This window comes from Microbacterium sp. cf332 (assembly GCF_900102175.1).
GTDB lineage: Bacteria > Actinomycetota > Actinomycetes > Actinomycetales > Microbacteriaceae > Microbacterium.
The window spans coordinates 547,940-571,082 of sequence record NZ_FNKN01000002.1; the positions used below are offsets into that span (position 1 = coordinate 547,940).

Annotated in this window: 19 protein-coding genes; 6 read left to right on the forward strand and 13 right to left on the reverse strand. The window is 71.8% G+C overall.

Annotated elements, in window-relative coordinates; all coding sequences use genetic code 11:
• Positions 1 to 3: 3 nt before the first annotated feature.
• The 6 genes from BLT21_RS09690 (at position 4) to BLT21_RS09720 (ending at position 6,976) form a co-directional block, all read left to right on the forward strand.
• Positions 4 to 1,122: a substrate-binding domain-containing protein gene (locus BLT21_RS09690; RefSeq protein ID WP_091501472.1), complete on the forward strand. Its 1,119-nt coding sequence runs from the start codon at positions 4 to 6 to the stop codon at positions 1,120 to 1,122.
• Between the two features lie 180 nt (positions 1,123 to 1,302).
• Positions 1,303 to 2,349: an amino acid ABC transporter permease gene (locus BLT21_RS09695; RefSeq protein WP_091501474.1), complete on the forward strand. Its 1,047-nt coding sequence runs from the start codon at positions 1,303 to 1,305 to the stop codon at positions 2,347 to 2,349.
• Positions 2,346 to 3,113 carry an amino acid ABC transporter ATP-binding protein gene (locus tag BLT21_RS09700; protein ID WP_091501476.1) on the forward strand — a complete coding sequence of 256 codons (768 nt, stop codon included), beginning with the start codon at positions 2,346 to 2,348 and terminating at the stop codon, positions 3,111 to 3,113. Before BLT21_RS09695 ends, BLT21_RS09700 begins: the two co-directional genes overlap by 4 nt.
• A gap of 55 nt (positions 3,114 to 3,168) precedes the next feature.
• Positions 3,169 to 4,161: an ABC transporter substrate-binding protein gene (locus BLT21_RS09705; RefSeq protein WP_091501478.1), complete on the forward strand. Its 993-nt coding sequence runs from the start codon at positions 3,169 to 3,171 to the stop codon at positions 4,159 to 4,161.
• Between the two features lie 30 nt (positions 4,162 to 4,191).
• Positions 4,192 to 5,244: a GNAT family N-acetyltransferase gene (locus BLT21_RS15855; protein ID WP_256336012.1), complete on the forward strand. Its 1,053-nt coding sequence runs from the start codon at positions 4,192 to 4,194 to the stop codon at positions 5,242 to 5,244.
• Positions 5,245 to 5,368: 124 nt separating this feature from the next.
• On the forward strand, positions 5,369 to 6,976 hold the full coding sequence (locus tag BLT21_RS09720; RefSeq protein ID WP_091501480.1) for a molybdopterin-dependent oxidoreductase: 1,608 nt from the start codon (positions 5,369 to 5,371) through the stop codon (positions 6,974 to 6,976).
• A 111-nt stretch (positions 6,977 to 7,087) separates the two neighbouring features.
• Here BLT21_RS09720 and BLT21_RS09725 read toward each other — a convergent pair whose 3' ends face one another.
• From BLT21_RS09725 to BLT21_RS09785, 13 genes are all read right to left on the reverse strand, one after another.
• The gene (locus tag BLT21_RS09725) at positions 7,088 to 8,500 is read right to left on the reverse strand and encodes an MFS transporter (protein ID WP_176786867.1); all 1,413 of its coding nucleotides are present in this window, start codon (positions 8,498 to 8,500) and stop codon (positions 7,088 to 7,090) included.
• The gene (locus tag BLT21_RS09730; RefSeq protein ID WP_091501484.1) at positions 8,497 to 9,600 is read right to left on the reverse strand and encodes an LLM class flavin-dependent oxidoreductase; all 1,104 of its coding nucleotides are present in this window, start codon (positions 9,598 to 9,600) and stop codon (positions 8,497 to 8,499) included. The genes BLT21_RS09725 and BLT21_RS09730 overlap by 4 nt, the downstream gene beginning before the upstream one ends.
• Entirely contained in the window at positions 9,597 to 10,472 is an 876-nt protein-coding gene (locus tag BLT21_RS09735) for a DUF1684 domain-containing protein (RefSeq protein ID WP_091501486.1), read from the reverse strand. Before BLT21_RS09735 ends, BLT21_RS09730 begins: the two co-directional genes overlap by 4 nt.
• Positions 10,469 to 11,812, reverse strand: coding sequence for a M20/M25/M40 family metallo-hydrolase (locus BLT21_RS09740; protein WP_091501488.1), 1,344 nt, complete (start codon positions 11,810 to 11,812; stop codon positions 10,469 to 10,471). Before BLT21_RS09740 ends, BLT21_RS09735 begins: the two co-directional genes overlap by 4 nt.
• Positions 11,809 to 13,458 (reverse strand): dipeptide ABC transporter ATP-binding protein, encoded by a 1,650-nt coding sequence (locus tag BLT21_RS09745; RefSeq protein ID WP_091501490.1) that lies wholly within the window; start codon positions 13,456 to 13,458, stop codon positions 11,809 to 11,811. Before BLT21_RS09745 ends, BLT21_RS09740 begins: the two co-directional genes overlap by 4 nt.
• Complete coding sequence (locus BLT21_RS09750; RefSeq protein WP_091501492.1) at positions 13,455 to 14,387, reverse strand: ABC transporter permease; 933 nt, start codon at positions 14,385 to 14,387, stop codon at positions 13,455 to 13,457. Before BLT21_RS09750 ends, BLT21_RS09745 begins: the two co-directional genes overlap by 4 nt.
• A 12-nt stretch (positions 14,388 to 14,399) precedes the next feature.
• On the reverse strand, positions 14,400 to 15,356 hold the full coding sequence (locus BLT21_RS09755) for an ABC transporter permease (RefSeq protein ID WP_091501494.1): 957 nt from the start codon (positions 15,354 to 15,356) through the stop codon (positions 14,400 to 14,402).
• 30 nt (positions 15,357 to 15,386) lie between these two features.
• Positions 15,387 to 17,036 carry an ABC transporter substrate-binding protein gene (locus BLT21_RS09760; RefSeq protein WP_256336013.1) on the reverse strand — a complete coding sequence of 550 codons (1,650 nt, stop codon included), beginning with the start codon at positions 17,034 to 17,036 and terminating at the stop codon, positions 15,387 to 15,389.
• 220 nt (positions 17,037 to 17,256) lie between these two features.
• The gene (locus BLT21_RS09765; protein WP_091501498.1) at positions 17,257 to 18,060 is read right to left on the reverse strand and encodes an ABC transporter ATP-binding protein; all 804 of its coding nucleotides are present in this window, start codon (positions 18,058 to 18,060) and stop codon (positions 17,257 to 17,259) included.
• Positions 18,057 to 19,112, reverse strand: coding sequence for a FecCD family ABC transporter permease (locus BLT21_RS09770; protein WP_256336014.1), 1,056 nt, complete (start codon positions 19,110 to 19,112; stop codon positions 18,057 to 18,059). The genes BLT21_RS09765 and BLT21_RS09770 overlap by 4 nt, the downstream gene beginning before the upstream one ends.
• On the reverse strand, positions 19,109 to 20,161 hold the full coding sequence (locus BLT21_RS09775; RefSeq protein ID WP_091501501.1) for a FecCD family ABC transporter permease: 1,053 nt from the start codon (positions 20,159 to 20,161) through the stop codon (positions 19,109 to 19,111). The genes BLT21_RS09770 and BLT21_RS09775 overlap by 4 nt, the downstream gene beginning before the upstream one ends.
• Positions 20,151 to 21,203: an iron-siderophore ABC transporter substrate-binding protein gene (locus BLT21_RS09780; protein WP_091501503.1), complete on the reverse strand. Its 1,053-nt coding sequence runs from the start codon at positions 21,201 to 21,203 to the stop codon at positions 20,151 to 20,153. The genes BLT21_RS09775 and BLT21_RS09780 overlap by 11 nt, the downstream gene beginning before the upstream one ends.
• 48 nt (positions 21,204 to 21,251) lie before the next feature.
• The gene (locus tag BLT21_RS09785; RefSeq protein ID WP_218125771.1) at positions 21,252 to 23,141 is read right to left on the reverse strand and encodes an FAD/NAD(P)-binding protein; all 1,890 of its coding nucleotides are present in this window, start codon (positions 23,139 to 23,141) and stop codon (positions 21,252 to 21,254) included.
• Between the last annotated feature and the right edge of the window lie 2 nt (positions 23,142 to 23,143).

Here is a 23,143-nt window from a genome sequence, read left to right on the forward strand (position 1 = left end):
GCAATGAAGAAGATCGCTCTCGCCGTCACCGCGCTCGCGGTCACGGCGCTGGCCCTGTCGGCGTGCTCGAACGCGCGCACCGACGCGGGCGCCGGCGGCGACGCCTCCGCCTCGGCGGGCTTCGCTGCCGACGCGACGATCGGCGTCGCCCTGCCCGACAAGACCAGCGAGAACTGGGTGCTCGCGGGCGACCTGTTCACGAAGGACCTCGAGGCCGCCGGTTTCAAGGCCGACGTGCAGTACGCGCCGGCATCCAACACGGTCGCCGAACAGCAGAACCAGATCTCCGCGATGATCACCAACGGTGCGAAGGTCATCGTCATCGGCGCGAAGGACGGCAAGCAGCTGGGCACCCAGCTGCAGCAGGCCGCCGACGCGGGCGTGAAAATCATCGCCTACGACCGGCTGCTGGAGAACAGCGAGAACGTCGACTACTACGTCGCGTTCGACAACTTCAAGGTCGGTCAGCTGCAGGGGCAGGCGCTGCTCGACGGGCTCGAGGCGCGCTCGGGCCACGGCGCGCCGTGGAACATCGAGCTGTTCTCGGGCTCGCCCGACGACGCGAACTCCGCGGTGTTCTTCAACGGCGCGCTCGACGTGCTCCAGCCGAAGATCGACGACGGCACCCTCGTCGTGAAGTCGGGTCAGGACGAGATCGCGCAGACGGCGACCCAGGGCTGGAAGGCCGAGAACGCCCAGAGCCGCATGGACTCGATCCTGACGTCGACCTACAGCACCGACACGCTCGACGGTGTCCTGGCGCCCAACGACACCCTGGCGCGCGCCATCCTCACCTCGGTGAAGCAGGCCGGCAAGGACGTCACGACGTTCACGGTCACCGGCCAGGACTCCGAGGTCGAGTCGGTGAAGTCGATCATGGCCGGCGAGCAGTACTCGACCATCAACAAGGACACCACGCTGCTCGTCGAGCAGACGGTGAAGATGATCGGCGAGCTGCAGCAGGGCGAGGATGCCGATGTCAACGACACCGAACAGTACGACAACGGCGTGAAGGTCGTCCCGGCCTACCTGCTCGAGCCCGTGATCGTCACGAAGGAGAACGCGGCAGAGGCGTACGCCAACGTCCCGAGCCTCCTCGAGATCGTGCAGGCGGCGCAGTAAGCACCACGTCCCTCCGAACCGGCCCCCAGCCCTGCCGGCTGGGGGCCGGTTCCTCGTGTTACGCCGTATCTCTCTTCGTGTCGTCGTGTGAGCGGACGCCGCGACACCGGGTTCCTCCGAGACCTACTGTCGTGCGATCCGCAGCAGCCGCTGCTCCCGCGACGTCCCGAGGAGATCCGCATGACCGACACCGTCCCGCGCGTCGACCGCGCCGGCGACGCCGTCCCCGCATCGGCGCCCGTCGACCTCGGCGACATCCCGGTCGTCCGCACGCGCCACTGGTTCCGGTGGGCCATCGCCGCGATCGTCGTGTTCGTCGTGGCCCAGTTCGTGTGGTCGCTCGTGACGAACGAGAACTACGAGTGGGACTACTTCGCGCAGTACTTCTTCTCCGACCCGGTGCTGCAGGGCCTCGGCCTCACCCTGGTCTACACCGCCGTCTCGGCGACGATCGGATTCCTGCTCGGCACGGTGCTCGCGCTCGCGCGGCTCGCCAAGTCGCCGCTGCTCAATGCCGCGGCGTGGGGCTTCATCTGGTTCTTCCGCTCGGTCCCCCTCGTCGTGCAGCTGGTCGTCTGGTACAACCTCGGCTACCTGTACCCGACGCTCGGACTCGGCACACCCTTCACGACCGACTTCTGGATCGTCGAGTTCCCGACGGTGCAGCTCATCAGCGCCTTCGCGGCGGGCGTGCTCGGCCTGAGCCTGCACCAGGCGGCCTACTCCGCCGAGATCATCCGCGGCGGCCTGCTCTCGGTCGACCAGGGCCAGCTCGAGGCGGCCGCCGCCCTCGGCATCCCGCCGCGTCGCCGACTCAGCCGGATCGTGCTGCCGCAGGCGATGCGGTCGATCATCCCCAACGCGACCAACGAGGTCATCGGGCTCGTCAAGGGGACCTCGGTGCTGTTCGTCATCGCGATCCCCGAGCTCTTCTACGCGGTGCAGGTGATCTACAACCGCAACAGTCGCGTCATCCCGCTGCTGCTCGTCGCGGTGGTCTGGTACACGATCATCACCACCGTCCTCAGCATCCTGCAGTACTACATCGAGCGGCACTATGCCCGCGGCGCTGTGCGTGTGCTGCCGCCGACCCCGCTGCAGAAGGCGCGTCATTGGATCGCGGTGCAGTGGGCCCGGTTGGGCGACGACGCACCGGCGCCCCGCCCGCTTCCGGGGGCCGACGCGCCACCGGTCAGCACGCGTGCCACCCCCGGAGGAGAATCATGAGCCGCGGCCTCGTCGAGATCCACAACGTCCACAAGAGCTACGGCGGGGTCGAGGTGCTCGGCGGCATCGACCTCACCGTCGAGCCGGGCGAGGTCGTCGCGATCCTCGGCGCCAGCGGCTCGGGAAAGTCCACGCTGCTGCGCACGATCAACCACCTCGAGACGGTCGACCGCGGCTCGGTCACCGTCGACGGCGAGCTCATCGGATACGAGCAGCGGAACGGGAAGCTCTACGAGCTGCGCGAGAAGGCGGTGCTCGAACGCCGCACCCAGATCGGCATCGTCTTCCAGAACTTCAACCTCTTCCCGCATCTCACGGCGCTCGAGAACGTCACCGAGGCGCCCATCGCCCTCGGCCGATTGTCGAAGGACGACGCTCGCGAGCTCGCCCTCGGCCTCCTCGACCGGGTGGGGCTCGGCGACAAGGCCGGTCACTACCCGCGGCAGCTCTCGGGCGGCCAGCAGCAGCGCGTCGCGATCGCGCGGGCGCTGGCGCTGAAACCGAAGGTGATCCTGTTCGACGAGCCGACGAGCGCGCTCGATCCCGAGCTCGTCGGCGAGGTGCTCGACGTCATCCGAGACCTCGCTCAGCTCGGAACGACCCTCATCATCGTGACCCACGAGATCGGCTTCGCCCGCGAGGTCGCCGACCGCGTCGTCTTCCTCGACGGCGGCCGGGTCATCGAGCAGGGTCCGCCCGCCGAGGTGCTCGTGACCCCGAAGCACCCGCGTGTGCAGGAGTTCCTCGCCAAGGTCCTCGCCTGAGCTCCCCTCCATCCCGCTCCATCCGCACCCCACCCTTTCGAGAGAGATCCACAGCATGGCCATCAGCAAGAAGCAGGGCATCGCCGCCGGACTTGGCGTCGTCGCGGTCGCCGCGATCGTCGGCGGCATCGTCACCGCGGTCAACCTCAACCGGCCCGCCGAGGCCGAAGCCGCCGCCCCGGCGGCCACGACCGCGAACGTCGCGACCGACGACATCCACTGGGTGCACCTCGACGAGCCCGTCGCCGAGGCCGTCGCCGCCCTCGAGGCGAGCGGGTTCACCCCCGTCGAGGAGGGCAAGCTGACCGTCGCGCACTCCGCCTATCTGCCGCCCCTCGGCTACATCCCCGAGGGCGAGACCGAGGCCGCCGGCACCGAGCCGAACATCGGCTCGCTCGTCGCCGAGGCGCTGGGCCTCGAGTACAACCCCGTCGTCGTCGCGTGGGCCGACTGGCCCCTCGGCATCCAGTCGGGCAAGTACGACCTCATCACCTCGAACGTCACGGTCACGGAAGAGCGCAAGGAGCTCTACGACTTCGCGAGCTACCGCGAGGACCTGCTCGGCTTCTACGTCCGCGCCGACAGCGACATCGACACGATCGAGCAGGCCGCCGACATCTCCGGTCTGAAGATCGTCGTCGGCTCGGGCACGAACCAGGAGCAGGTGCTGCTCGCCTGGAACGAGGAGCTCGAGGCCGCCGGCGAGGCTCCCGCTGAGCTGCAGTACTACGACGACAACGCCGCCGCGGTGCTCGCGCTGCAGTCGGGACGCGTCGACGCCACCTTCGGGCCCAACGCCACGGCGGCGTGGTCCGCCCGCGAGACGGGCGACACGAAGCTCGTCGGCCTGGTGCCGGGCGGCTGGCCGCAGACCGCCAACATCGCCGCCGCGACCGCGAAGGGCAACGGGCTGATCGAGCCCGTGTCGATCGCCCTGAACGCCATCATCGAGGGCGGTCAGTACGACGAGGTCCTCGAGACCTGGGGCCTCGAGTCGGAGCGCGTCGAGAAGAGCGAGATCAACCCTGCCGGACTCCCGAAGTCCTGAGCGGGTCGCGGTGAGAGGTAGCGTCGCATCGTGACATCGACCGCGACAGCGCTCACCATTCGGCTCGTCCGCACCGAGGAGTTCGATCGGGCGGGCGAGCTGACCGCTCGTGCCTACCAGCACAGTTACGGCGGGCTCTCCGGGCACTACCTCGCCTCGCTGCGCGACGTCGCGGTCCGCGTGCAGAGCGGAGACGTGTGGGTGGCCGTGGATGCCGCCGCGGGCGACCTCCTCGGGACGGTGTGGGTCGCCCGGCCCAACCGGCCGCTCGCCGACATCGCGCAGCCCGGCGAGACCGACTTCCGTCAGCTCGCCGTCGCCCCCGAGGCGCGGGGGCGGGGCGTCGGCGAGGCGCTCACGCGGCACGTGATCGAGCTGGCCCGCGAGCGCGGTTCGCACCGCGTCGTCATGAACAGCGGACCCGAGATGACCGCGGCGCACGCGCTGTACGCCAAGCTCGGCTTCACGCGGCTCACCGAGCGCGAGGGGCGGATCGAGGTCGAGCCCGGCCGCTTCATCGAGCTGCTCGCCTTCGGATACGACCTCGAACCGCTCGCTGCGGCGCCCTCCGCCACCACCGGTCCGGCGCCGACCTGGCTGCTGGAGGAGGTCGACTACGCCGACGCGCGCGCCGTCGCGCTCCGCGCCGAGATGGACCGCGAGGTCGGGCCGCGCTACGCCGACCGGTTCGACGACGCCGACCCCGAGGCCGCCGCCCGGTCCGCTCGCGCGTTCGCGATCGACCCCGCGACGATCGTGGCGACGGTGCTCGTGACGGATGCCGCGGGCACGGCCGTCGGCCACGGCGCGCTGCGCGACCTCGCGCACGACGGCACCCGCGACCTCGAGATCAAGCGCGTGTTCGTGCACCAGCGGGCGCGGGGCCTCGGCGCCAGTCGGGCGCTGCTCGCCGAGCTCGAGCGCATCGCGCGCGACCGGGGTGCGTCGCGCGTCATCCTGCAGACCGGCGACCGCCAGCACGACGCCGTCGTGCTGTACGAACGTCTCGGCTACACACCGATCCCGATCTACGCCCCGTACACCGAGTACGACTTCTCGCGCTGCTTCGCGAAGGCCCTCTGAGGCTCGCGGCCGACCCCGGTGCGTTCTCGCAGCACCATCGGCTGCGGATATCCATCCGTTGCGGGCTCGGCGACGAACACACTAAGCACGGTAGGAGTGATCTGCCGATCGAGAGGCGACAGCGATGGCGAAATCAACCGCACCAGCGAATACGGCGAAGACCCGCCGCTGGGTCTGGGGCCTGTGGAGCGCACTCGCCGGCGTCGTCAGCGCCGCCGCGTTCCTGGCTGTCGCCGAGCTGATCGCGCTCCTCGTCGCGCGCGAGAGCAGCCCGATCCTCGCCGTCGGCGCGTTCGTGATCGACATCGTGCCGCAGCCCCTCAAGGAGTTCGCGATCTCGGCCTTCGGCTCGGCGGACAAGATCGTGCTGCTCGGCAGCCTGGGTCTCGCCGTCGTCGTCGCCGCCGCGATCGCCGGCATCCTGCAGTTCTTCGCGCGCCCCTTCGGGCTCGTCGTCATCGGCCTCGCCGGGGTGCTCTCGACCGCCGCGATCGTGACGCGCACCGGCGCGAGCCCCCTCGCGTTCGTGCCGCCCGTCGTCGGCATGCTCGTCGGGGCGTTCGTGCTCGTCCTCCTCATCACGCGCCTGCGTCGGTGGGCCGGCGAGCCGGGGGCGGTCGACGCCGACACTCCGGCGACGCCCGTCGCGGAGCAGCGCGGTCTCGGCCGCCGCTCGTTCCTGATCGCGACCGGCGGGGTCGGGCTCGCGGCCGTCGTCGTCGGCGTCGGCGCGCGCCTGTTGAACGCCACGACCGCTTCGATCGACGCGCTGCGCCGTGAGCTGGCGCTGCCCGAGCCGCGCTCGACCGTCACGATCCCCGAGGGCGCTGAGCTCGACGTCGAGGGCATCTCGCCGCTCATCACCCCGAACGCCGACTTCTACCGCGTCGACACCGCGCTCACCGTGCCCACGGTCGACCCCACCACCTGGCGCCTGGTCATCGACGGCATGGTCGACCAGCGGGTCGAGCTGAGCTTCGACGATCTCGTCGGCATGGGGCTCGACGAGTACGCGGTGACCCTCACCTGCGTCTCCAATGAGGTCGGCGGCGGCCTCGTGGGCAATGCGATCTGGCAGGGCGTGCCGATCCGCGACATCCTGCGCATGGCAGGCCCGCAGTCGGGCGCCGACATGGTGCTCTCGACCAGCGTCGACGGCTACACGGCATCGACCCCGCTCGACGCCCTCACCGACGACTCGCGCGACGCGATCTTCGCCGTCGCGATGAACGGCGAGCCGCTGCCGCTCGAGCACGGCTTCCCGGTGCGCATGGTCGTCCCGGGCCTGTACGGCTACGTCTCCGCCACGAAATGGGTCACCGAGCTCAAGGTCACCACGTTCGAGGCGGATGAGGCGTACTGGACGCCGCGCGGCTACGCGGCGGAGGCGCCGATCAAGTTCTCGTCGCGCATCGACACCCCGCGCGTCGGCACCCCGGTCGCCGCCGGAACCGTCGCCGTCGCGGGCATGGCATGGGCGCAGACCGTCGGCATCGAGCGCGTCGAGGTGCGCATCGACGACGGCGACTGGCAGGCCGCGACGCTCTCGACCCCCATCAACGCCGACACCTGGGTTCAGTGGGTGCTCGAGTGGCAGGCCGAGGCCGGCACGCACTACGTCGAGGTGCGCGCCGTCAACAAGAACGGCGACACGCAGACCGAGGAGCGTGCGCCGATCGCGCCCGACGGCTCGAGCGGCTGGCAGCGCGTCCTCGTCACCGTCAGCGCCTGACCCCCGCCCGCCCGCCCTTTCCACCCCCCGTCGACTCGCCACGAACTGCGGATCCTGGCCCCGCCGCATCCGCCGTTCCTGGCGACTCGACGGGGTGGTGAGGGGAGCGGGTCACGGGGCGAGGGCGGGATGGGGTGGCGTCGCGTCGCCGCGGAGCGCGGGATGCAGCGCGGCCGCGAGCGACAGGGCGCTCGCGAGGGCGCAGACCGCGACCGCGGCCTGCAGCGAACCGGCCGTCGCCTGGCCGCCGGCGGTCAGCAGGATGCCGGTCGTCAGCGCCACCAGGAACGTCGCCGCCAGCCGCTGCGTCAGCTGCAGGAAGGATGCGGCGACACCGTGCAGTCGCGTCGACGCGAACGACAGCGTGAGCGCGCGGATCGGCGGCTCGACCAGCCCGCCGGCGAACCCGAGACCGATCTGCGCCGCGGCCGCGATCACGAGCAGCGGGCCGTCGTCGACGAGCGGTGCGCTGACCGCGATCGTCGCGAGCAGCAGGAGCTGGATCGTCAGCCCGAGCGCCACGGCCGTCGCGCCGATCCTCGCGAACACGCGCTGGCTCAGCAGGGAGGCCACGAGTCTGGCCACCGCCCCCGGCGCGAAGAGCAGGGCGATCGCGATCGGTGTGAGCCCGGGCTGCTGCAGGAAGTACAGGGTCACCGCCGATGCGAAGGCCATACCGCTCCCGAACCACAGCAGGGCCGACACGTTGCCCGCGACGAATCCGCTCGAGCGCACGAGTGCCGGCGCGAACAGCGGGAGACGTCCCCGCCGGGCGTAGTGACGCTCCCACCCGATCAGGGCCAGGGTCAGCACGCCGGCGGCGGCCGCGACCCCCATCCCGGCGACGCCCGACAGGCCCGGCTCGACGACCGGCAGGGTGGCTGCCACGACGATCGCGCAGAGCAGAGCGATGCCGGGCAGGTCCAAGGCGACTCGGCGCCTCTCGGGGCGTGCCTCGCGGATCGGCCCGGGAAGCCCGCGCGCCCCGAGCGCGAGCGCCGCGATCACGAACGGCAGGGGCATCAGCAGCACGATGCGCCAAGCGCCGCCCGGCGGTGCGGCATCCGATACGAGAGCCGCCGCGACCGGCCCGAGCAGTCCCGCGAAGGCCCCGGTCGCCGTGTAGGCACCGAGGGCGCGCAAGCGGGCGGAGCCGGTGAACAGGTCCTGGACGGTGCCCAGCACCTGCGCACTGATGACACCCGCACCCAGGCCCTGGACGAAGCGGGCCGCCACCAACAGCCCGATCGATGGAGCCGTCACCGCCACGAGCCCGCCGACCAGGAAGACCGCCAGGCCGAGCACGAACAGCCGGCGCCGCCCGTACACGTCGCCCAGTCGGCCCGAGGGAATCAGCCCCAGGCCGAAGGTGAGGGAGAACGACGCGAGCAGCCACTGCACGCCGGCGGTCGACGCGTCGAGGGATGCCGCGACATCCGGCGCCGCGTACGTGATGACGGTCGCGTCGAACAGCGTCGCGAAGCCGGCCGCCAGGCACGCCCACAGCGCCGCCCGGGAACTCACGCGGGCACGGCCACCTGGTCGGCGGCGGCGGCCCGCGCCCGATCCGCGGCGGGGTCGCGCTCGGTCCACAGGTCTGTCGGCAGCTCGCGCCGAAGCACCGGGGCGACCTCTGTGGCGAAGCGATGCAGGATCTCCAGCTGGCGCGGGAAGGGCACCGTCGTAGGCAGGCTGATTGACTGCAGGTCGTGCCCCAGCCGACCGTGGAAACGTGCGATCTTGTCGATCACCTGCTGCGGCGTGCCGACGAGGGCCGGCCCGTCGGCGACGGCGTGCTCGATGTCGCGGAACGGGGTGTTGTTGCCCGGTACGTTCGTCGCGGCGACGAGCGCGTTGTACACCGGGCCGTAGGCCGCGACGGCCTCCTGGGTGGTGTCGGCGATGAAGAGCGCGCCCGACCCGGCGCCGACGAAGGCGCCGCGGGGATCGTGCCCGTGCCGGGCGAACTCGGCGCGGTAGTGGTCGACGAGCACGCCGTAGTTCTCGAGCGGTTGGATGGCGTTCGCGCTGAACAGCGGATCGCCGTACTGCGCGGCCAGCGCCGCCGAGAACAGGGTGGTCGCCGAGCCGTGCCAGACCCGCGGCGCACCGGCGAACGGGCGGGGGAGCGTCGTGACTTCCGTCAGCGGTCGCGTGTAGGGCGAGCCCGCCCACGACACGCCCTCGTGGCGCCAGAGGGTGCGCAGGAGCGCGTACTTGTCGGCCAGCAGCTCCCACTGATCGTCGATGTCGAGTCCGAACAGCGGGAACTGCGCGACCTCGTTCCCCTTTCCGATCGTGATGTCCAGGCGGCCGCGCGAGAGCTGATCGATCGTCGCGTAATCCTCGGCGACCCGAACGGGATCGAGGACCGACAGCACGGTGACGCCCGAGTTGAGGCGGATGCGGCTGGTGCGCGCCGCGATCGCCGCGAGCAGCACGGTCGGCGAGGACGAGATGAAGTGGCCCGCGTGGCGTTCGCCCACGGCGACGGCGTCGAGCCCCCATTCCTCTGCCCGGACCGCCTGCTCGACGGTCTCGGCGAACCGGTCGGCCGGCGACACCTGGTGGCCGGTGACGGGATCGGGGCGGTAGGGCACGATGTCGAGCAGCTGGAACCTCATCGCGACACCTCAGCGACGGCGCTCACGCGGGCCAGCGGCGTCTTCTCGCCCGCCTCGATGCCGATCGGCAACCGGTTCTCCGCCGGCGGCAGGGGGCACGTCGCGTGGTCGGTGTAGGCGCACGGCAGGTTCACGGCGCGGTTGAAGTCGATGACCGTCGAGCCGTCGGCGTCGGGCGCCGCGACCGAGACCGACCGGTTGGCGGCATAGGTCGTGAGTCCGCTCGTCGCGTCGGTGAACAGGACGAGCAGGCTTCCCGGCTCGGCATGCCCCGGGAAAGCGGTTAGCGAGAACGTCTCACTGCGCCACTCGAACTCCAGCACGCCCGGAGCGTCGTACACGTGGGTGAGCCCGTCGACGGCCGCGCCCACCGTGGTCGGACGGGGCTCGTCGAACGCCCGGAACCGCGCCGCGACCCGCCAGCGCGGATTGGGAACGTACGTGGGTGTGCCGGTGTACGACGCCAGGAAGGGATGGTCGGGGCGCCGCGGACGCACGATCGTGTGACCGCCCCGCTGCGCGAGCTCGATCACCCCGGTGACGTCGCCGTCGACGAAGCCGAGGTTCACGCCGCCGCGCTCGGGGATCTCACCGAAGGCGTGCTCGCCGCGCAGCGTCTCGCCGTCGAGCTCGAGCGTCTCGCCGTCTGCCAGGCTCACGACCGGCCCGCCCGGTCCGAGCGTCCACGTGCCGGGTGCGTCGGGCAGCGTGACGGCGGCATCGCCGAGCCAGTGCAGCCCCGTCACCGCGAGGAAGCCGTGGGGGTCGGCCCGCCGCGCCTCGTGCTCGCGGTGCCAGGTCTCCCAGTCGCGACCGAAGGCCGCGCGGTCGATCGTGCCGCCGGGGATGCGGTCATCGGTCGTCGTGCTCATGTGTTCTCCTGATCGTGGAAGGTGCGCACGACGTGGTCGAGCGCGTGGACGGTGAGGTCGAGCGAGGCGAGGTCGATGCGCTCGTTGTGGCCGTGGAACAGCCGGCGGAAGGTGCCGTAGTCCCAGCGTTCGCTGAGCACCCCGAACCCGTAGGCCGGAATGCCGCGCCGCCGGTAGAACCGGCCGTCGGTGCCGCCGATGCCGAGCATCGGAAGCAGCTCCGCCTGCGGGTAGGCCCGGCGCACGGCGCTGCCGAGCGCGGCGAACAGCGGGGTGTCGGTCGGCGAGATCGTCGACTCGCCGAACCAGTCGCCCTCGATCTCGATGTGCTCGAGCAGGTCACCGAGCGCCTCACGCAGGTAGCCGTGCACGTCGTCGGGTGTCACGCCCGGCAGGATCCGGATGTCGAGCTGCACGGTCGCCTCGCCGGGGATGACGTTCGCCTTGTCGCCCGCGCGGACCACGTTGGGCGAGATGGTCGTGTGGGTCGAGGCGTGTGCGAATCCGTTCAGCTCGCCGAGCGCGTCGACGCCGTCGAAGAACCGGGCAGGGTCGGTCACCGCCGCGCCGACGTCGGGGTCGAGGTCGAGGGCATCGGCATACGCGCGCCACTGCGGGGTGATGACCGTCGGACCGCGGAAGCGCGCGAGCCGCGTCACCGCCTCCGCTGCGATCACGCCGGCGTTGCGGGTCCCCCACGGCGCGGATCCGTGCCCCGGCACGCCCCGCGCCCGCAGCAGGCGGCCGGCTCCGCCCTTCTCTCCCACCATGACTCCGAGCGACGGTGTCGAGCCGGCGTGCGCGCCGCCCGACTCGGTCAGGACGTAGTCGGCGTCGATGAGGTCGAGCCGGTGCTCGGTGAGCCAGCCGACACCGAACCTGCTGCCGCTCTCCTCGTCGGCCACGGCCGCGAACACGAGGTCGCCGCGCGGTCGGAAGCCGCTCGTCGCGATCGCCCGGGTGACGACGGCGTAGGCCGCGGTGAGGTTGAGCATGTCGATCGCTCCGCGTCCCCACAGCACACCGTCGACGATCTCGGCTCCGAACGGATCACGCTCCCAGCCGGCCGGCTCGACGGGCACGACATCCGTGTGGCCGACGAGCGCGAGCGACGGAGCGCCGCGGTCGGTGCCCTCGATCCGGACGATCAGCGACTGACGTCCCGGATGCGGTTCGACGACGACGCCTTCGACGCCGGAGCCGGCGAAGAACTCCTGCAGCGTGCGCACCTGGCGCCACTCCTGCCCCGAGTCGGGGGTGCCGTCGTTGACCGCGGCGTTGCGGATCAGCTGCTGCAGCAGCTCGGTCGTCTGCTCGGCGAGCCCCGGTGCTCCGCTCATGCGACGGCCTCTCGTGCGCGTCCGGGGATGGCGTTGATCAGGCGGCGCGTGTACTCCTCGCGCGGGTACGTCAGCACCGTGGCGGTCGCCCCCTGCTCGACGACGCGCCCCTTCTGCATCACCGCGACGCGGTCCGAGATCTCGCGCACGACCGCGAGATCGTGGCTGATGAAGAGGTACGACACCCCGAGCTGCTGCTGCAGCTCGACGAGAAGGTCGAGGATCTGCGCCTGCACCGACACGTCAAGGGCCGAGACCGCCTCGTCGAGGACCACCAGGTCGGGGTCGGTCGCCAGAGCGCGCGCGATCGCGACGCGCTGGCGCTGCCCGCCCGACAGCTCGGCCGGTCGGCGCCGCGCGGTGTCGGCGGGCAGTGCGACGCGATCGAGCAGCTCCCGGACGCGCGCCGCCCGCCGTTCCCGGTCACCGATGCCGAACGCGCGCAGCGGCTCGTCGATGACGTCCGCGATCGTGAACCGCGGGTCGAGCGAGGCGTACGGGCTCTGGTAGACGAGCTGGAACCGCCGACGGAGCGACCGCAGCTGCTCGCGCCCGGCCGTCACGAGATCCACGCCGTCGAAACGGATGCCGCCGGCCGTGGGCTGCTCGAGTCGCAGGGCCAGCCGTGCGGTCGTGCTCTTGCCCGACCCCGACTCGCCCACGACCGCGAGGGTCTCGCCCCGCCCGACCGTGAACGACACGTCGTCGACGGCGACGAGGCGGCGACGGCCGGGGAGCGCGAACTCCTTGCGCAGCCCGGAGACCTCGAGGAGCGGAGCGGACGGCCGGCTCGCGTGCGGCTCGATCGTCTCGGCCGTCACGGCCGTCACGGGCCGCACATCCGTCGCCCGCAGTCCCGGTGCCGCCGCGATGAGCGCGCGCGTGTAGGGATGCCGGGGGTCGGCGAGCACGGCGCTCGACGACCCCTGCTCGACGATGCGTCCGTGCTGCATCACGATGATGCGGTCGGCCCGGTCGGCGGCGACGCCGAGGTCATGTGTGATGAGCAGCACCGCGGTGCCGAGGGTGTCGGCGAGCGTGTCGATGTGGTCGAGGATCTGCTTCTGCACCGTGACGTCGAGGGCGCTCGTCGGCTCGTCGGCGATCACGAGCTGCGGCTCGGCCGCGAGCGCCGCAGCGATGAGAGCGCGCTGCCGCATCCCGCCCGAGAACTGGTGCGGGAACTGCTGCGCCCGGGCCTCGGGCTCGGGGATGCCGGCGAGTCCGAGCAGCTCCACCGCCTGCCGGTCGGCGGCGCGACGCGAGGCGAGCCCGTGGATCACGAGCGGCTCGCCGACCTGCCGGCCCACGCGCTTCACCGGGTTCAGGCTCGTCCCCGGGTCCTGTGGGATCAGGCCGATCCTGCGACCGCGCACCGCGCGCCACGCCCGGGACGAGAGCCCGGTCAGGTCTTCGCCGTCGAACCGGATGGCGCCGGCGTCGACGCGGGCGTTGCGTGCGAGCAGGTGGATGACGGCGTGCGCGGTCGTGCTCTTGCCCGAACCGGACTCGCCGACGATGGCGACGACCTCTCCTCGGTCGACCGAGAACGACACGTCCGTCACGGCGGGTCGCGTCTCACCGTCGACCGTGTACGACACGGCCAGCCCGTCGACCTCGAGCAGGGGGGTGCGCGGAGCGGTCATCGGGTTCCTCCGTTGCGTTCAAGAGCGCGTGAGATGCGGTTGGCCGAGAGCACGACGGCGACGATCACGAGCCCGGGCAGCGTCGTGAGCCACCAGGCCACCGCGAGGTAGTCGCGGCCGCCCGACACGAGCGATCCCCACTCGGGCGTCGGCGGCGGTGCGCCGAACCCGAGGAACGACAGCGACGAGATCGCCAGCACCATGACGCCGAACTCGAGGGCGGCGAGGGCGACGACCGGTCCCGACGCGTTCGGCAGCACGTGGCGCGCCAGGATCGTGTACCACCGCACGCCCGACACCCGGGCTGCTTCGACGTACACCGCCGTCGCGACCTGCAGCACCTCGGCGCGCATGACGCGTGAGAACGACGCGACGCTCGCGAGTCCGACCGCGATCGCGACGTTGATCGTCCCGAAGCCCAGTGCCGTGATGAGGGCGAGCGAGAGCAGCAGGCTCGGGATCGCCAGCAGGACATCCATGAAGCGCATGATCGCGTCGTCGACGAATCCGCGCAGGAAGCCGGCGAGCAGCCCGAACACCGAGCCCACCGTGAGCCCGACGGCGACGGCGACGCTCGTCGCGGCGAGCGAGGTGGCCGAGCCGTGCACGACCCGGGCGAACAGATCGCGCCCGAGGTTGTCGGTGCCGAAGAGGTGCGCGGCCGACGGCGGCTGCAGCCGGTCGCGCGCGACGCCCTCGATCGGATCCCACGAGGTGAACCAGGTCGGCGCCACGGCCCACAGCACGACCAGGCCGAGCACGGCGACAGCGAGCACGAGCGTCGGTTGGCGCAGGAACGAGCGGATGCCGCGCGCGGCGCGTGCCCGATCCGCTCCGCCACGAGTCGGTCGACGGCCGCTGCCGGGCTCCGGACGGGCGGGGTCGGCGGGGTCGGTCGGACGCGCGGGGGCGTCGAGGGTGATGGCCATGGTTCCTCCGGCTCAGGCGGCGATGAACGCCGTGCGGGCGAGCGTGATGCGGCGGTCGACGAGCGGGTAGACGAGATCGACGAGCAGGTTGGCGACGACGAAGACGAGGGCGGCGAACACCACGACGATCTGCACGACCGGGACGTCGCGGTTGTTCACGGCGGTCACCACCAGGCGCCCGATGCCCAACCGCGAGAAGACGGTCTCGGTCACGACGGCGCCCGAGAGCAACCCGCCCACGAGGACGCCGCCCATCGTCAGGGTGGGGATGACGGCGTTGCGCAGCGCGTGACCGAACTGCACGCGGGCCTCGCCGGCGCCCTTCGCGCGGACGACCTCGACGTAGGGCTGCGCGAGGGTCGAGCGCAGGCTGCGCGAGAGCAGCTGCGCGATGAACGCCCCCGAGGGGATCGCGATCGTCACGGCGGGCAGCACGAGACTCACGAAGCCGTCGTCACCCATCGCCGGGAACAGGCGCAGCTGGAACGAGAACGCCTGCAGCAGCAGGAGCCCGATCCAGAACACCGGGATGGAGACGCCGATCGGCGGGAGCGAGAACAGCAGGTTGCGCAGCCACGCGGTGCGCGTGAGCGAGGCCGCGAGGGCGAGGACCGCGCCGAGGACGATCGACAGGACGAATGCGAAGCCGGTCAGGGCGAGCGTCGGAGGCAGCGCCTCACCGAGCAGATCGGCGGCGGGACGACCGGTCTGCGTCGAGGTGCCGAAGTCGCCGACCAGGGCCCGGCCGAGCGCCGTGAGGTACTGCTCCCACAGGGGCCGGTCGAGCCCGAGCTCGGCGCGCAACCGCGCCACGAGCTCGGGGTCGACCGCTTCCTGGTCGGCCCCGCCCGCGAACAATGCGGAGGCGTCACCGGGCAGCAGGTACAGGACGAGGAACGAGATCGTGTACGCCGCCCAGAGCACGACCAGGCCCTGTCCGACGCGTCGCGCGATGTATGTCAGCCACATGATGATCCGGTCCCCGTCCGTTCGGCGCGCTTACTCGGCGATCCAGGCGTCGTAGAAGTCGAGACGGCTCGACGCCTCGAACGTGAGACCCTGCACCTTCGACGACGCGGTGATGGTGGTCGAGAGCTCGTAGATCGGGATCGTGATGCCCTCGGTGATGAGCGCGCGCGCCGCATCGTCGACGACCGTCTGACGCTGTGCGGCATCCGTGATCGCCGACTGCTCGTCGAGCAGATCGTCGACGGCGGTGCGCGTCGTGCGCCGGGTGTTCCCGGTCGGGTTGTCGGCCGTGAAGACGGTGCGCAGCACGTCGGGGTCGGACCGGGTCAGGTTGCCGTAGACGAAGTCGTAGGTGCCGTCGGCCGATGCCGCCTGCGAGTCGGCGATGCTGGCGAACTTCAGCTGCAGGTCGACGCCGATCGCGCGCAGCTGCTGCTGGACGAGCTCGAGCACCTCCTTGGGCGACTGCCAGTACGTGACGAGGAAGCTGAGCTTCTCGCCGTCCTTCTCGCGGATGCCGTCGGCGCCGATCGTCCATCCGGCCTCGTCGAGCAGGTCGCCCGCGGCATCCGGGTCGTATTCGAGCACGTCGCTCAGGTCGGTGAAGTACGGCGTCGACGAGGCGAGCGGCGACACCGCCGGCTTGTCGTCGGGTCCGAGCAGGGTCGCGGTGATCTCTCCGCGGTCGATGCCCTTCTGGATGGCCAGGCGCACGTCGGGGTCGGCGAGCTTGGGCGTCGACTGATTCGCGTAGAGGTTGTAGACGACGCCGGGGTTGGCGCGGTTCTCGCTCCAGAAGCCATCGCCCTCGAAGAGCACGGCGTCGGTCGCCGAGATGCCGGTGGTCGCGTCGATCTGCCCCGACTGCAGGCTGCCGGTGCGGTTGCCGGCCTCGGGAACGACGACGTACTCGATCGCGTCGAGGTAGGCCTCGCCGGTGTGCTCGTTGGTCGCGGGGCCCCAGTCGTAGCCCTCCCGACGCACGAGCGTCGCGCCCTGGTTCGGGGTGTAGCTCTCGACCGAGAATGGGCCCGAACCGACGTAGTCGCCGAGACAGCGGTCGGCCTGGCTCACCGCGGCGGTCGCGGGGGAGAGCAGCCCGAGGCTGAACGTCGACGTCGCCTGCAGGAACTGCGCGCTCGGACGCGAGAACGCGATCGTCACGGTGCTGGCGTCGACGACGTCGATGCTCGCGAGGTCGGCGAGGTACGACGACCCGAGCGGAGCCTTCGCGCCGAGTGCCTGGATCGCCTCGAAGTTCGTCTTCACCGAGGCGGCGTCGATCGGCGCCCCGTCGGCGTAGGTCGCCCCGTCGCGCAGCGTGAACGTGAAGCTCGTGGCGTCGGCGTTGACCTCGTAGTCCTCGGCGAGCCAGGGCAGGATTTCGCCCGTCTCGGAGTCCTGCGTGGTCAGCGACGCGACCGTCTGGCGGGCGATCGCGATCGCGTCGTTGTTGCCGACCTGCTGGGGGTCGATGCACTGACTGTCGACGGAGATCGCGAAGGTCAGCGTGCCGCCCGACGCGGGCTCACCGGACGGAGAGGGGCTCGTGCCGGCGGTGGTCGAGCTGCAGGCGGAGAGGAGGAGGGCGCCGGCGGCCGCGCCGGCGATCAGTGCGGCCGGCGCGGTGACGCGATGCGCACGTGAGCGGGCGCGGGAACAGGTGCGGAGAAGAGGCATGCGTCCCAGGCTCGCGACCATGGGCTCGGCCGGCGCGCGCCCCCGTCACACAGCGGAAGACCCCGACACCCGGCTTCACACCCCGTCACGCAGCGTCATCCAGCCCGGCCCCGGTCCCCTCTCCTGCCCTCCGTCGAGTCGCCAGGAACGGCGGATGCTGACGCTCCCTCATCCGCAATCCGTGGCGAGTCGACCCCGGGCGGAGCGAGGCGGCAGGTCGTCAGGCGCGGTGGTGGCGACTGAGGGGAGAGACGAGCGGCGCCCCGGAAGCGGGGTCGGGGATGACGATCGCGTCGATGCCGAAGACCTCGCGCACGAGGTCTGCCGTCACGACATCGACGGGAGCACCCTCCGCGACGATGCGCCCGCCTGACATCGCGACGAGATGGTCGGCGTAACGGCACGCGAGCGACAGCTCGTGCAGCACCATCACGATCGTCGTGCCGCGCTCGTGGTTGAGGTCGACGAGCAGGTCGAGCACGTCTATCTGGTGGCTGATGTCGAGGTAGGTCGTCGGTTCGTCGAGCAGCATGACATCGGTCTGCTGCGCCAGGGCCATCGCGATCCAGACGCGCTGACGTTGACCGCCCGAGAGGGTGTCGACGGAACGGTCGGCGAGCTCGGCGACCCCCGCCGTGCGCATCGCAGCGTCGACGATCGCATCGTCTTCGGATGCGCGTCGCCGCAGCCAGCTCTGGTGCGGGTACCGTCCGCGGGCGATGAGGTCGGCCACGAGGATCGATTCCGGCGCGACCGGCGATTGCGGCAGCAGCCCCAGCACGCGCGCGACCTCCGCGGTCGGCCGCGAACGGATGTCGGCGCCGTCCAGCAGGATCGCGCCCGTGGCGGGCGTGAGCAGCCGGGCCAGAGCCCGGAGCAGCGTCGACTTTCCGCAGGCGTTCGCCCCGACGATCACGGTGATCCGCCCGGGCGGCACGGCGAGCGACAGGCCGTCGACGATCGTGACTCCGTCGTAGCCGAGCGTGATCGCCTCGGCGCTGAGTCGGTGGTCGGCGGTGGTCATCGGGTGCCTCCCGGTCGGGTGGGGTCGGAGCGCGTGAGCAGCCAGGCGAGGTAGGGAGCGCCGATCGCTCCCGTCACGACCCCGACGGGAAAGGGGATGCCGGGAACGGCGTACAGCGCGATCAGGTCGGCCGCGCTGACGAGAGCGGCGCCGGTGGCCGCCGAGGCGACCAGCGAGATCGATCCCGGCCCCACGAGGCGTCGCGCGATCTGCGGCGCCATCAGGGCGACGAACCCGATCGGTCCGCTCGCCCCGACGGCGATCGCGGCGAGAACGACGGCGGTGAGCAGCACACCGACGCGGACCCGCTGCACCCGCACGCCCAGGGCCGCGGCTGTCGCGTCGTCGAGTTCGAGCCCGCGTAGCCCCCGCACCTGCAGAGCCAGCAGGGCGAACGCGATGACCGCGACGACCCCGCTCGTGCCCACGACGCTCCACGACGAGCCGCCCAGACTGCCGACGAGCCAGGTGTACGCGACGCTCACGTCGCGGATCACCGCGCGGGTCAGCACGGTTCCCGTCAGCGCCGTGGCGAAGGCGGAGAACCCGACGCCGACGAGGATGAGCCTCAAGCCGTGCAGCCCGCGGTTCCAGGCCAGGACGCCGATGAGCGCCGCGGCGACGACCGACCCACCGGCGACGAGACCGGTCAGCGCGATCCCACTGACACCGAGACCGAGCACGGCGGCCACGCCGACGGTTCCGGCGGACGCCGTGACCCCCAGCACGTCGGGGCTCGCGAGCGGGTTGCGCAGGACCGACTGGAAGACGGCCCCCGCGGCGCCGAGGCAGGCGCCGACGACGACGGCAGCGAGGGCGCGCGGCATCCGCAGCTCCCAGACGACGAGCGAGACGACCGGCTGGGCGCGGCCTGTGATCGCCTCGACGACCTCTGCCGGCGAGAGCGCCGCCGGTCCCAGCAGCAGCGCCACCGCGAACAGGACGGCGACGGCGACGGCGGCGCCCCCCGAGACGATCGCGACCCGGCGAGCAGATGCTCGACGGAGCGGTTGCGTCAGAGCCGCGGGCATCGCGGCCGGCGCGGGCGTCACAGCCCCGCCATCCGACCCCGCCGCACGAGCGCGATGAAGAACGGTGCCCCGACCGCCGCGACCACGATGCCGACCTGCAGCTCTCCCGGTCGCGCGACGATCCGGGCGACGACGTCCGCCGCGACGAGGAGGACGGCGGCGGTCGGCGCTGCGAAGAGCAGGATCCACCGGTAGTCCGGGCCCGCGATGCTGCGCACGGTGTGGGGCACGATCAGGCCGACGAAGGCGATGGGACCCGCGACCGCCGTGGCGCCGGCTGCGAGCACGACCAGTGCGATCGCCAGAAGCAGGCGCGCGCGGTTCACCCGCAGGCCGAGGGCCGCGGCGGTCTCATCGCCGAGGGCGAAGAGGTTCAGCGTCCGAGCCGACGCCAGCGCGACGGCGGCCGCGACGATCAGGACCGGCAGCACCGGAACGAGCACGTCGAGACCACGCCCGGCCAGGGCGCCGACCTGCCAGAAGCGCATGGCGTCGAGCGCCTCACGGCTGACGATGAGCACCGCCGACACGAGCGAGAACAGCGCCGCGGACACGGCCGCTCCCGCGAGGGCCAGCTTGCCCGGGGTGGCCCCGTCGCGACCTCGCGACGACAGCACCCAGACGATGGCGGCGGCCATCGCCGCGCCGACGATCGCGAACCAGAGATACGAGCTCGGCCCGGTCGCACCGAAGACCGTGATGGCTGCGACGACCGCGAGGGCGGCGCCCTGGTTGACGCCGAGGATGCCGGGGTCGGCGAGCGGGTTCCGGGTCACCCCCTGGGCGAGGGTGCCCGACAGTCCGAGCGCCGCGCCGACGATGATGCCGACGATCGTGCGTGGCAAACGTTTCTGGATGATCGCGATGTGCTCGGGATCGGCGGGATCGTAGGCCGTGAGCGCGTGCCAGACGGTGCCGAGGGGGATGTCGGACGTGCCGATCGCGAGGCTCGCGACCACGACGCCCGTGAGCGCGAGCGCGATCGCTGCCCCTGCCCAGACGCGCCGACGGGGCAGCGACCGCGGCGAGCGGCCACTGCCCCGGGGAAGCGCGAGGGTGTCAGCCGACACGCTCGGCGACGGCGGCGAGCTGCGGGACGTACTGGTCCAGCATCCACGGGATCGACAGCACCGTGGGCGCGCTCGAGGCCATGACGAACGACTCGCCGACGATCGGGGCGAAGCGGTCCTCCTTCACCTGCGGCATGGCGGCAACGAGCGGGTCGGCGACGAAGGCGTCGACGTCTGACTGTGTGCCGAAGTAGGCCACGAGCACGTCGGACTCGAGGGCGTTCAGGTTCTCGAAGCCGAGCTGGTAGAAGTAGCTGTCGTCGTCGGGGGCAAGCGTCTCGACCGAGGGGGCGACCGTCATGCCCAGCTGGGTGAGCAGCTGTACGCGCGGGTCGTCATCGCGGAAGACGTTGAAGATCTCGGGCTGGTTGTTCGCTCCGTAGGCGAACGATGTGTCTGCGAGCGCCGGATACTGCGCCGCGAGGTCGGCGATGTCGGCGTCGACCTGGGCGACCAGGTCGGCGGCCGCGTCCGTCAGGCCCAGCGCCTGGCCGACGATCGCGGTCTGGTCCTCCCACGAGGTCGCCCAGCGCTGGTCGGGGTAGGCGACGACGGGGGCCACCTTGCTGAGCGCGTCGTACTGCTCCTGCGTCAGCCCCGAGTAGGGCGCGAGGATGACGTCGGGGCGGGCTTCGACGAACTCTTCGATGTTCGGCTCGCCCGTGTCGCCGCCCGTCAGGAGCGTGGGGGTCTCGCCGCCGAGGTCCTCGATCGCATCGGTATCCCACGGGAGCACGCCGTCGACGCCGCCGTAGGCGAAGGCGGGCATGGCGACCGGGACGACGCCGAGAGCGAGCACCGCGTCCTGCGCCGACCAGCCCCATGTCGCGATGCGCTCGGGCTTCTCGGGGATCACCGCGTCGCCCAGGGCGGACGTGATCGTGACGGGGAAGCCGGCAGCACCGGCGCCGTTCGCGGCGGGGTCCGTGCTCGCGTTCTCGGCCGCGGGCGCGGAGCAGGCGACGAGGCTGGCGCCGGTGACGAGGAGGGCAGTGATGACCGCGGCGGCGCGGCCCCCGGGACGGGAGAGAGCAGTGTGCATGGAGATCCTGGCTGAAGAGGGCTGTCTGACCGGCGACCCGGTCGGACGTTAGGTTACCCTAACCAGCGGCACGGCTGCGTCGAGAACCGCATCGACGATGGCGCCGGCGGTGCGATCCGTCTGGCGGATCGAGAGCGCGTTCGATCCCGGGCGGGTGAAGGCGCCGCTCTCCGGCAGCGATGTGAAAGGCCCGAGCGCGAAGACGGATGCCGTCGGCACGCCGTCCGCCGTCAGCACGCGGCCGTCGGCGTCGGTCAGCACCCGTGCTTCCGAGCCCTGCTGCTGGGCGAGCGCACGCAGCACGGGGTTCTCGCTGAGAGCGGCGCCGGGTCCCGGCAGCCAGGCGTCGACGAGGCTGCGGGCGACCGTCTCCCCCGGAACCCGGCGGCTCGAGGCGACGAAACCGCGCTCCGGGTCGACGCTCACGTCGGTCTCGGGTCCGAGGAAGCGGACGACCCCGGCATCCGCGAGGGCGAGGAGTTCCTCGAGCCGATGCGCGGGCGGGCCGCTCGCGACGTAGCTGAAGAAGGTGTGCCACCGGCCCGGCAGCGACTGCGAGCGCGAGCGCTCGTTCCACCGGGCCGCGGGGATCTCGGCAAGCGCGAGGAACGACAGCAACGCCGCAAGGAAGACGCCCTGCGCGGCGCTGCGCTCCGGGGTCGTCCGCAGATGCAGGTCGGTGACGATGTGGGCGCGCACCCGCTCGTGCGCGTCGTCGCGGTCGGCGAAGGCCGCAGCGGCCAGCGGGCGGTCGAGCGAGCCGACGTCGAACCGGTCGAGCGGGTCGGGCACCGTCGCCGCGATCGCCTCGAGAAGGGCCGGATCGTCCCACGCGTGCGACTGCAGCACGGTGCGGAACGTCGGCCAGTCGCCCACGACGCGGTCGGGGTGGCCCGTGAACAGCTCGCGGTAGTGGCCGTGTAGCAGCTCGCCCGCGATGAGCGGCCACACGTCGGCCTCGAAGTCGATGAGACGCGGGCGGGCCGCCAGCTCGGCGATCGCCGCGGGCGTCAGCACCTCGCGCTGGGGCGCGTCGCCCTGTATCGCCGACGACACCTTGGAACGGTAGGGCACGCCCCGGCGCGACCCGAGATGCAGGCGGGGCTCGCGCCCGGATGCGACGTAGCGCAGCACGCCGTCGTCGTCGACGAAGCGTCCGCCGCGGCCCTGCGTCAGCAGCACGACGAGGTCGACCGCGGCCAGCCCCATGCCGCGCACGATGACGTCATCGCCCGCGCCGAGCTGCGAGAGGTCGGCGTCGGCCGTGAAGGCGGGAGGCACGTAGTGCAGCCGCTCGCTGCGCGCCGCGTCGATGAGCGCCGCGGTGGCGGCATCCGGTTCGCGACCGGTGTGACCCAGCGCGAACACCACGCCGTCGGTCTCGAGCTCGAGGCCGCTCACCAGGGTGACGCGATTCTCCGGGCTCACGCTCGCGACCGTGTCGCGACGCCAGCGCACCGTGACCCCGCTGGGTGCCTCGGCGACCGTACGCCGGTAGAACCACTCCAGGTAGTAGCTGTGCAGGCGGCGGGTGGGGAAGCTGTCGCCGCGCAGCCCGCGCGCCTCGGCCGCGGCCACCTCGTCGTCGATCTCGATGCCTCGACCGGTCGCGGCCAGCTCGCCGCTGCGCCAGAGCTCGGCCCACTCGATGAGCGACGGGCCCGGACGGATCGGACCGTCGATGGTGCAGCTGTCGTCGGTGAAGACCGTCACGTCGCGCGCCATCGAGTTGAGCTTCAGCAGCGGTGACTGCGCCCGCCGCCAGATGCGGCCAGCACCCGGAGGATGCGGGTCGATCAGCTCGACGTGCAGGCGCGGTGCGCCGACCGAGCGGGCGTCCGCCGTGCCCGCGGCGACGCCGAACCGCGCGATGATCCGCTCGAGGAGCATGATCGCGCGCGGGCCGGCGCCGACGAAGACGAGCCGGTGGACGCTCACGC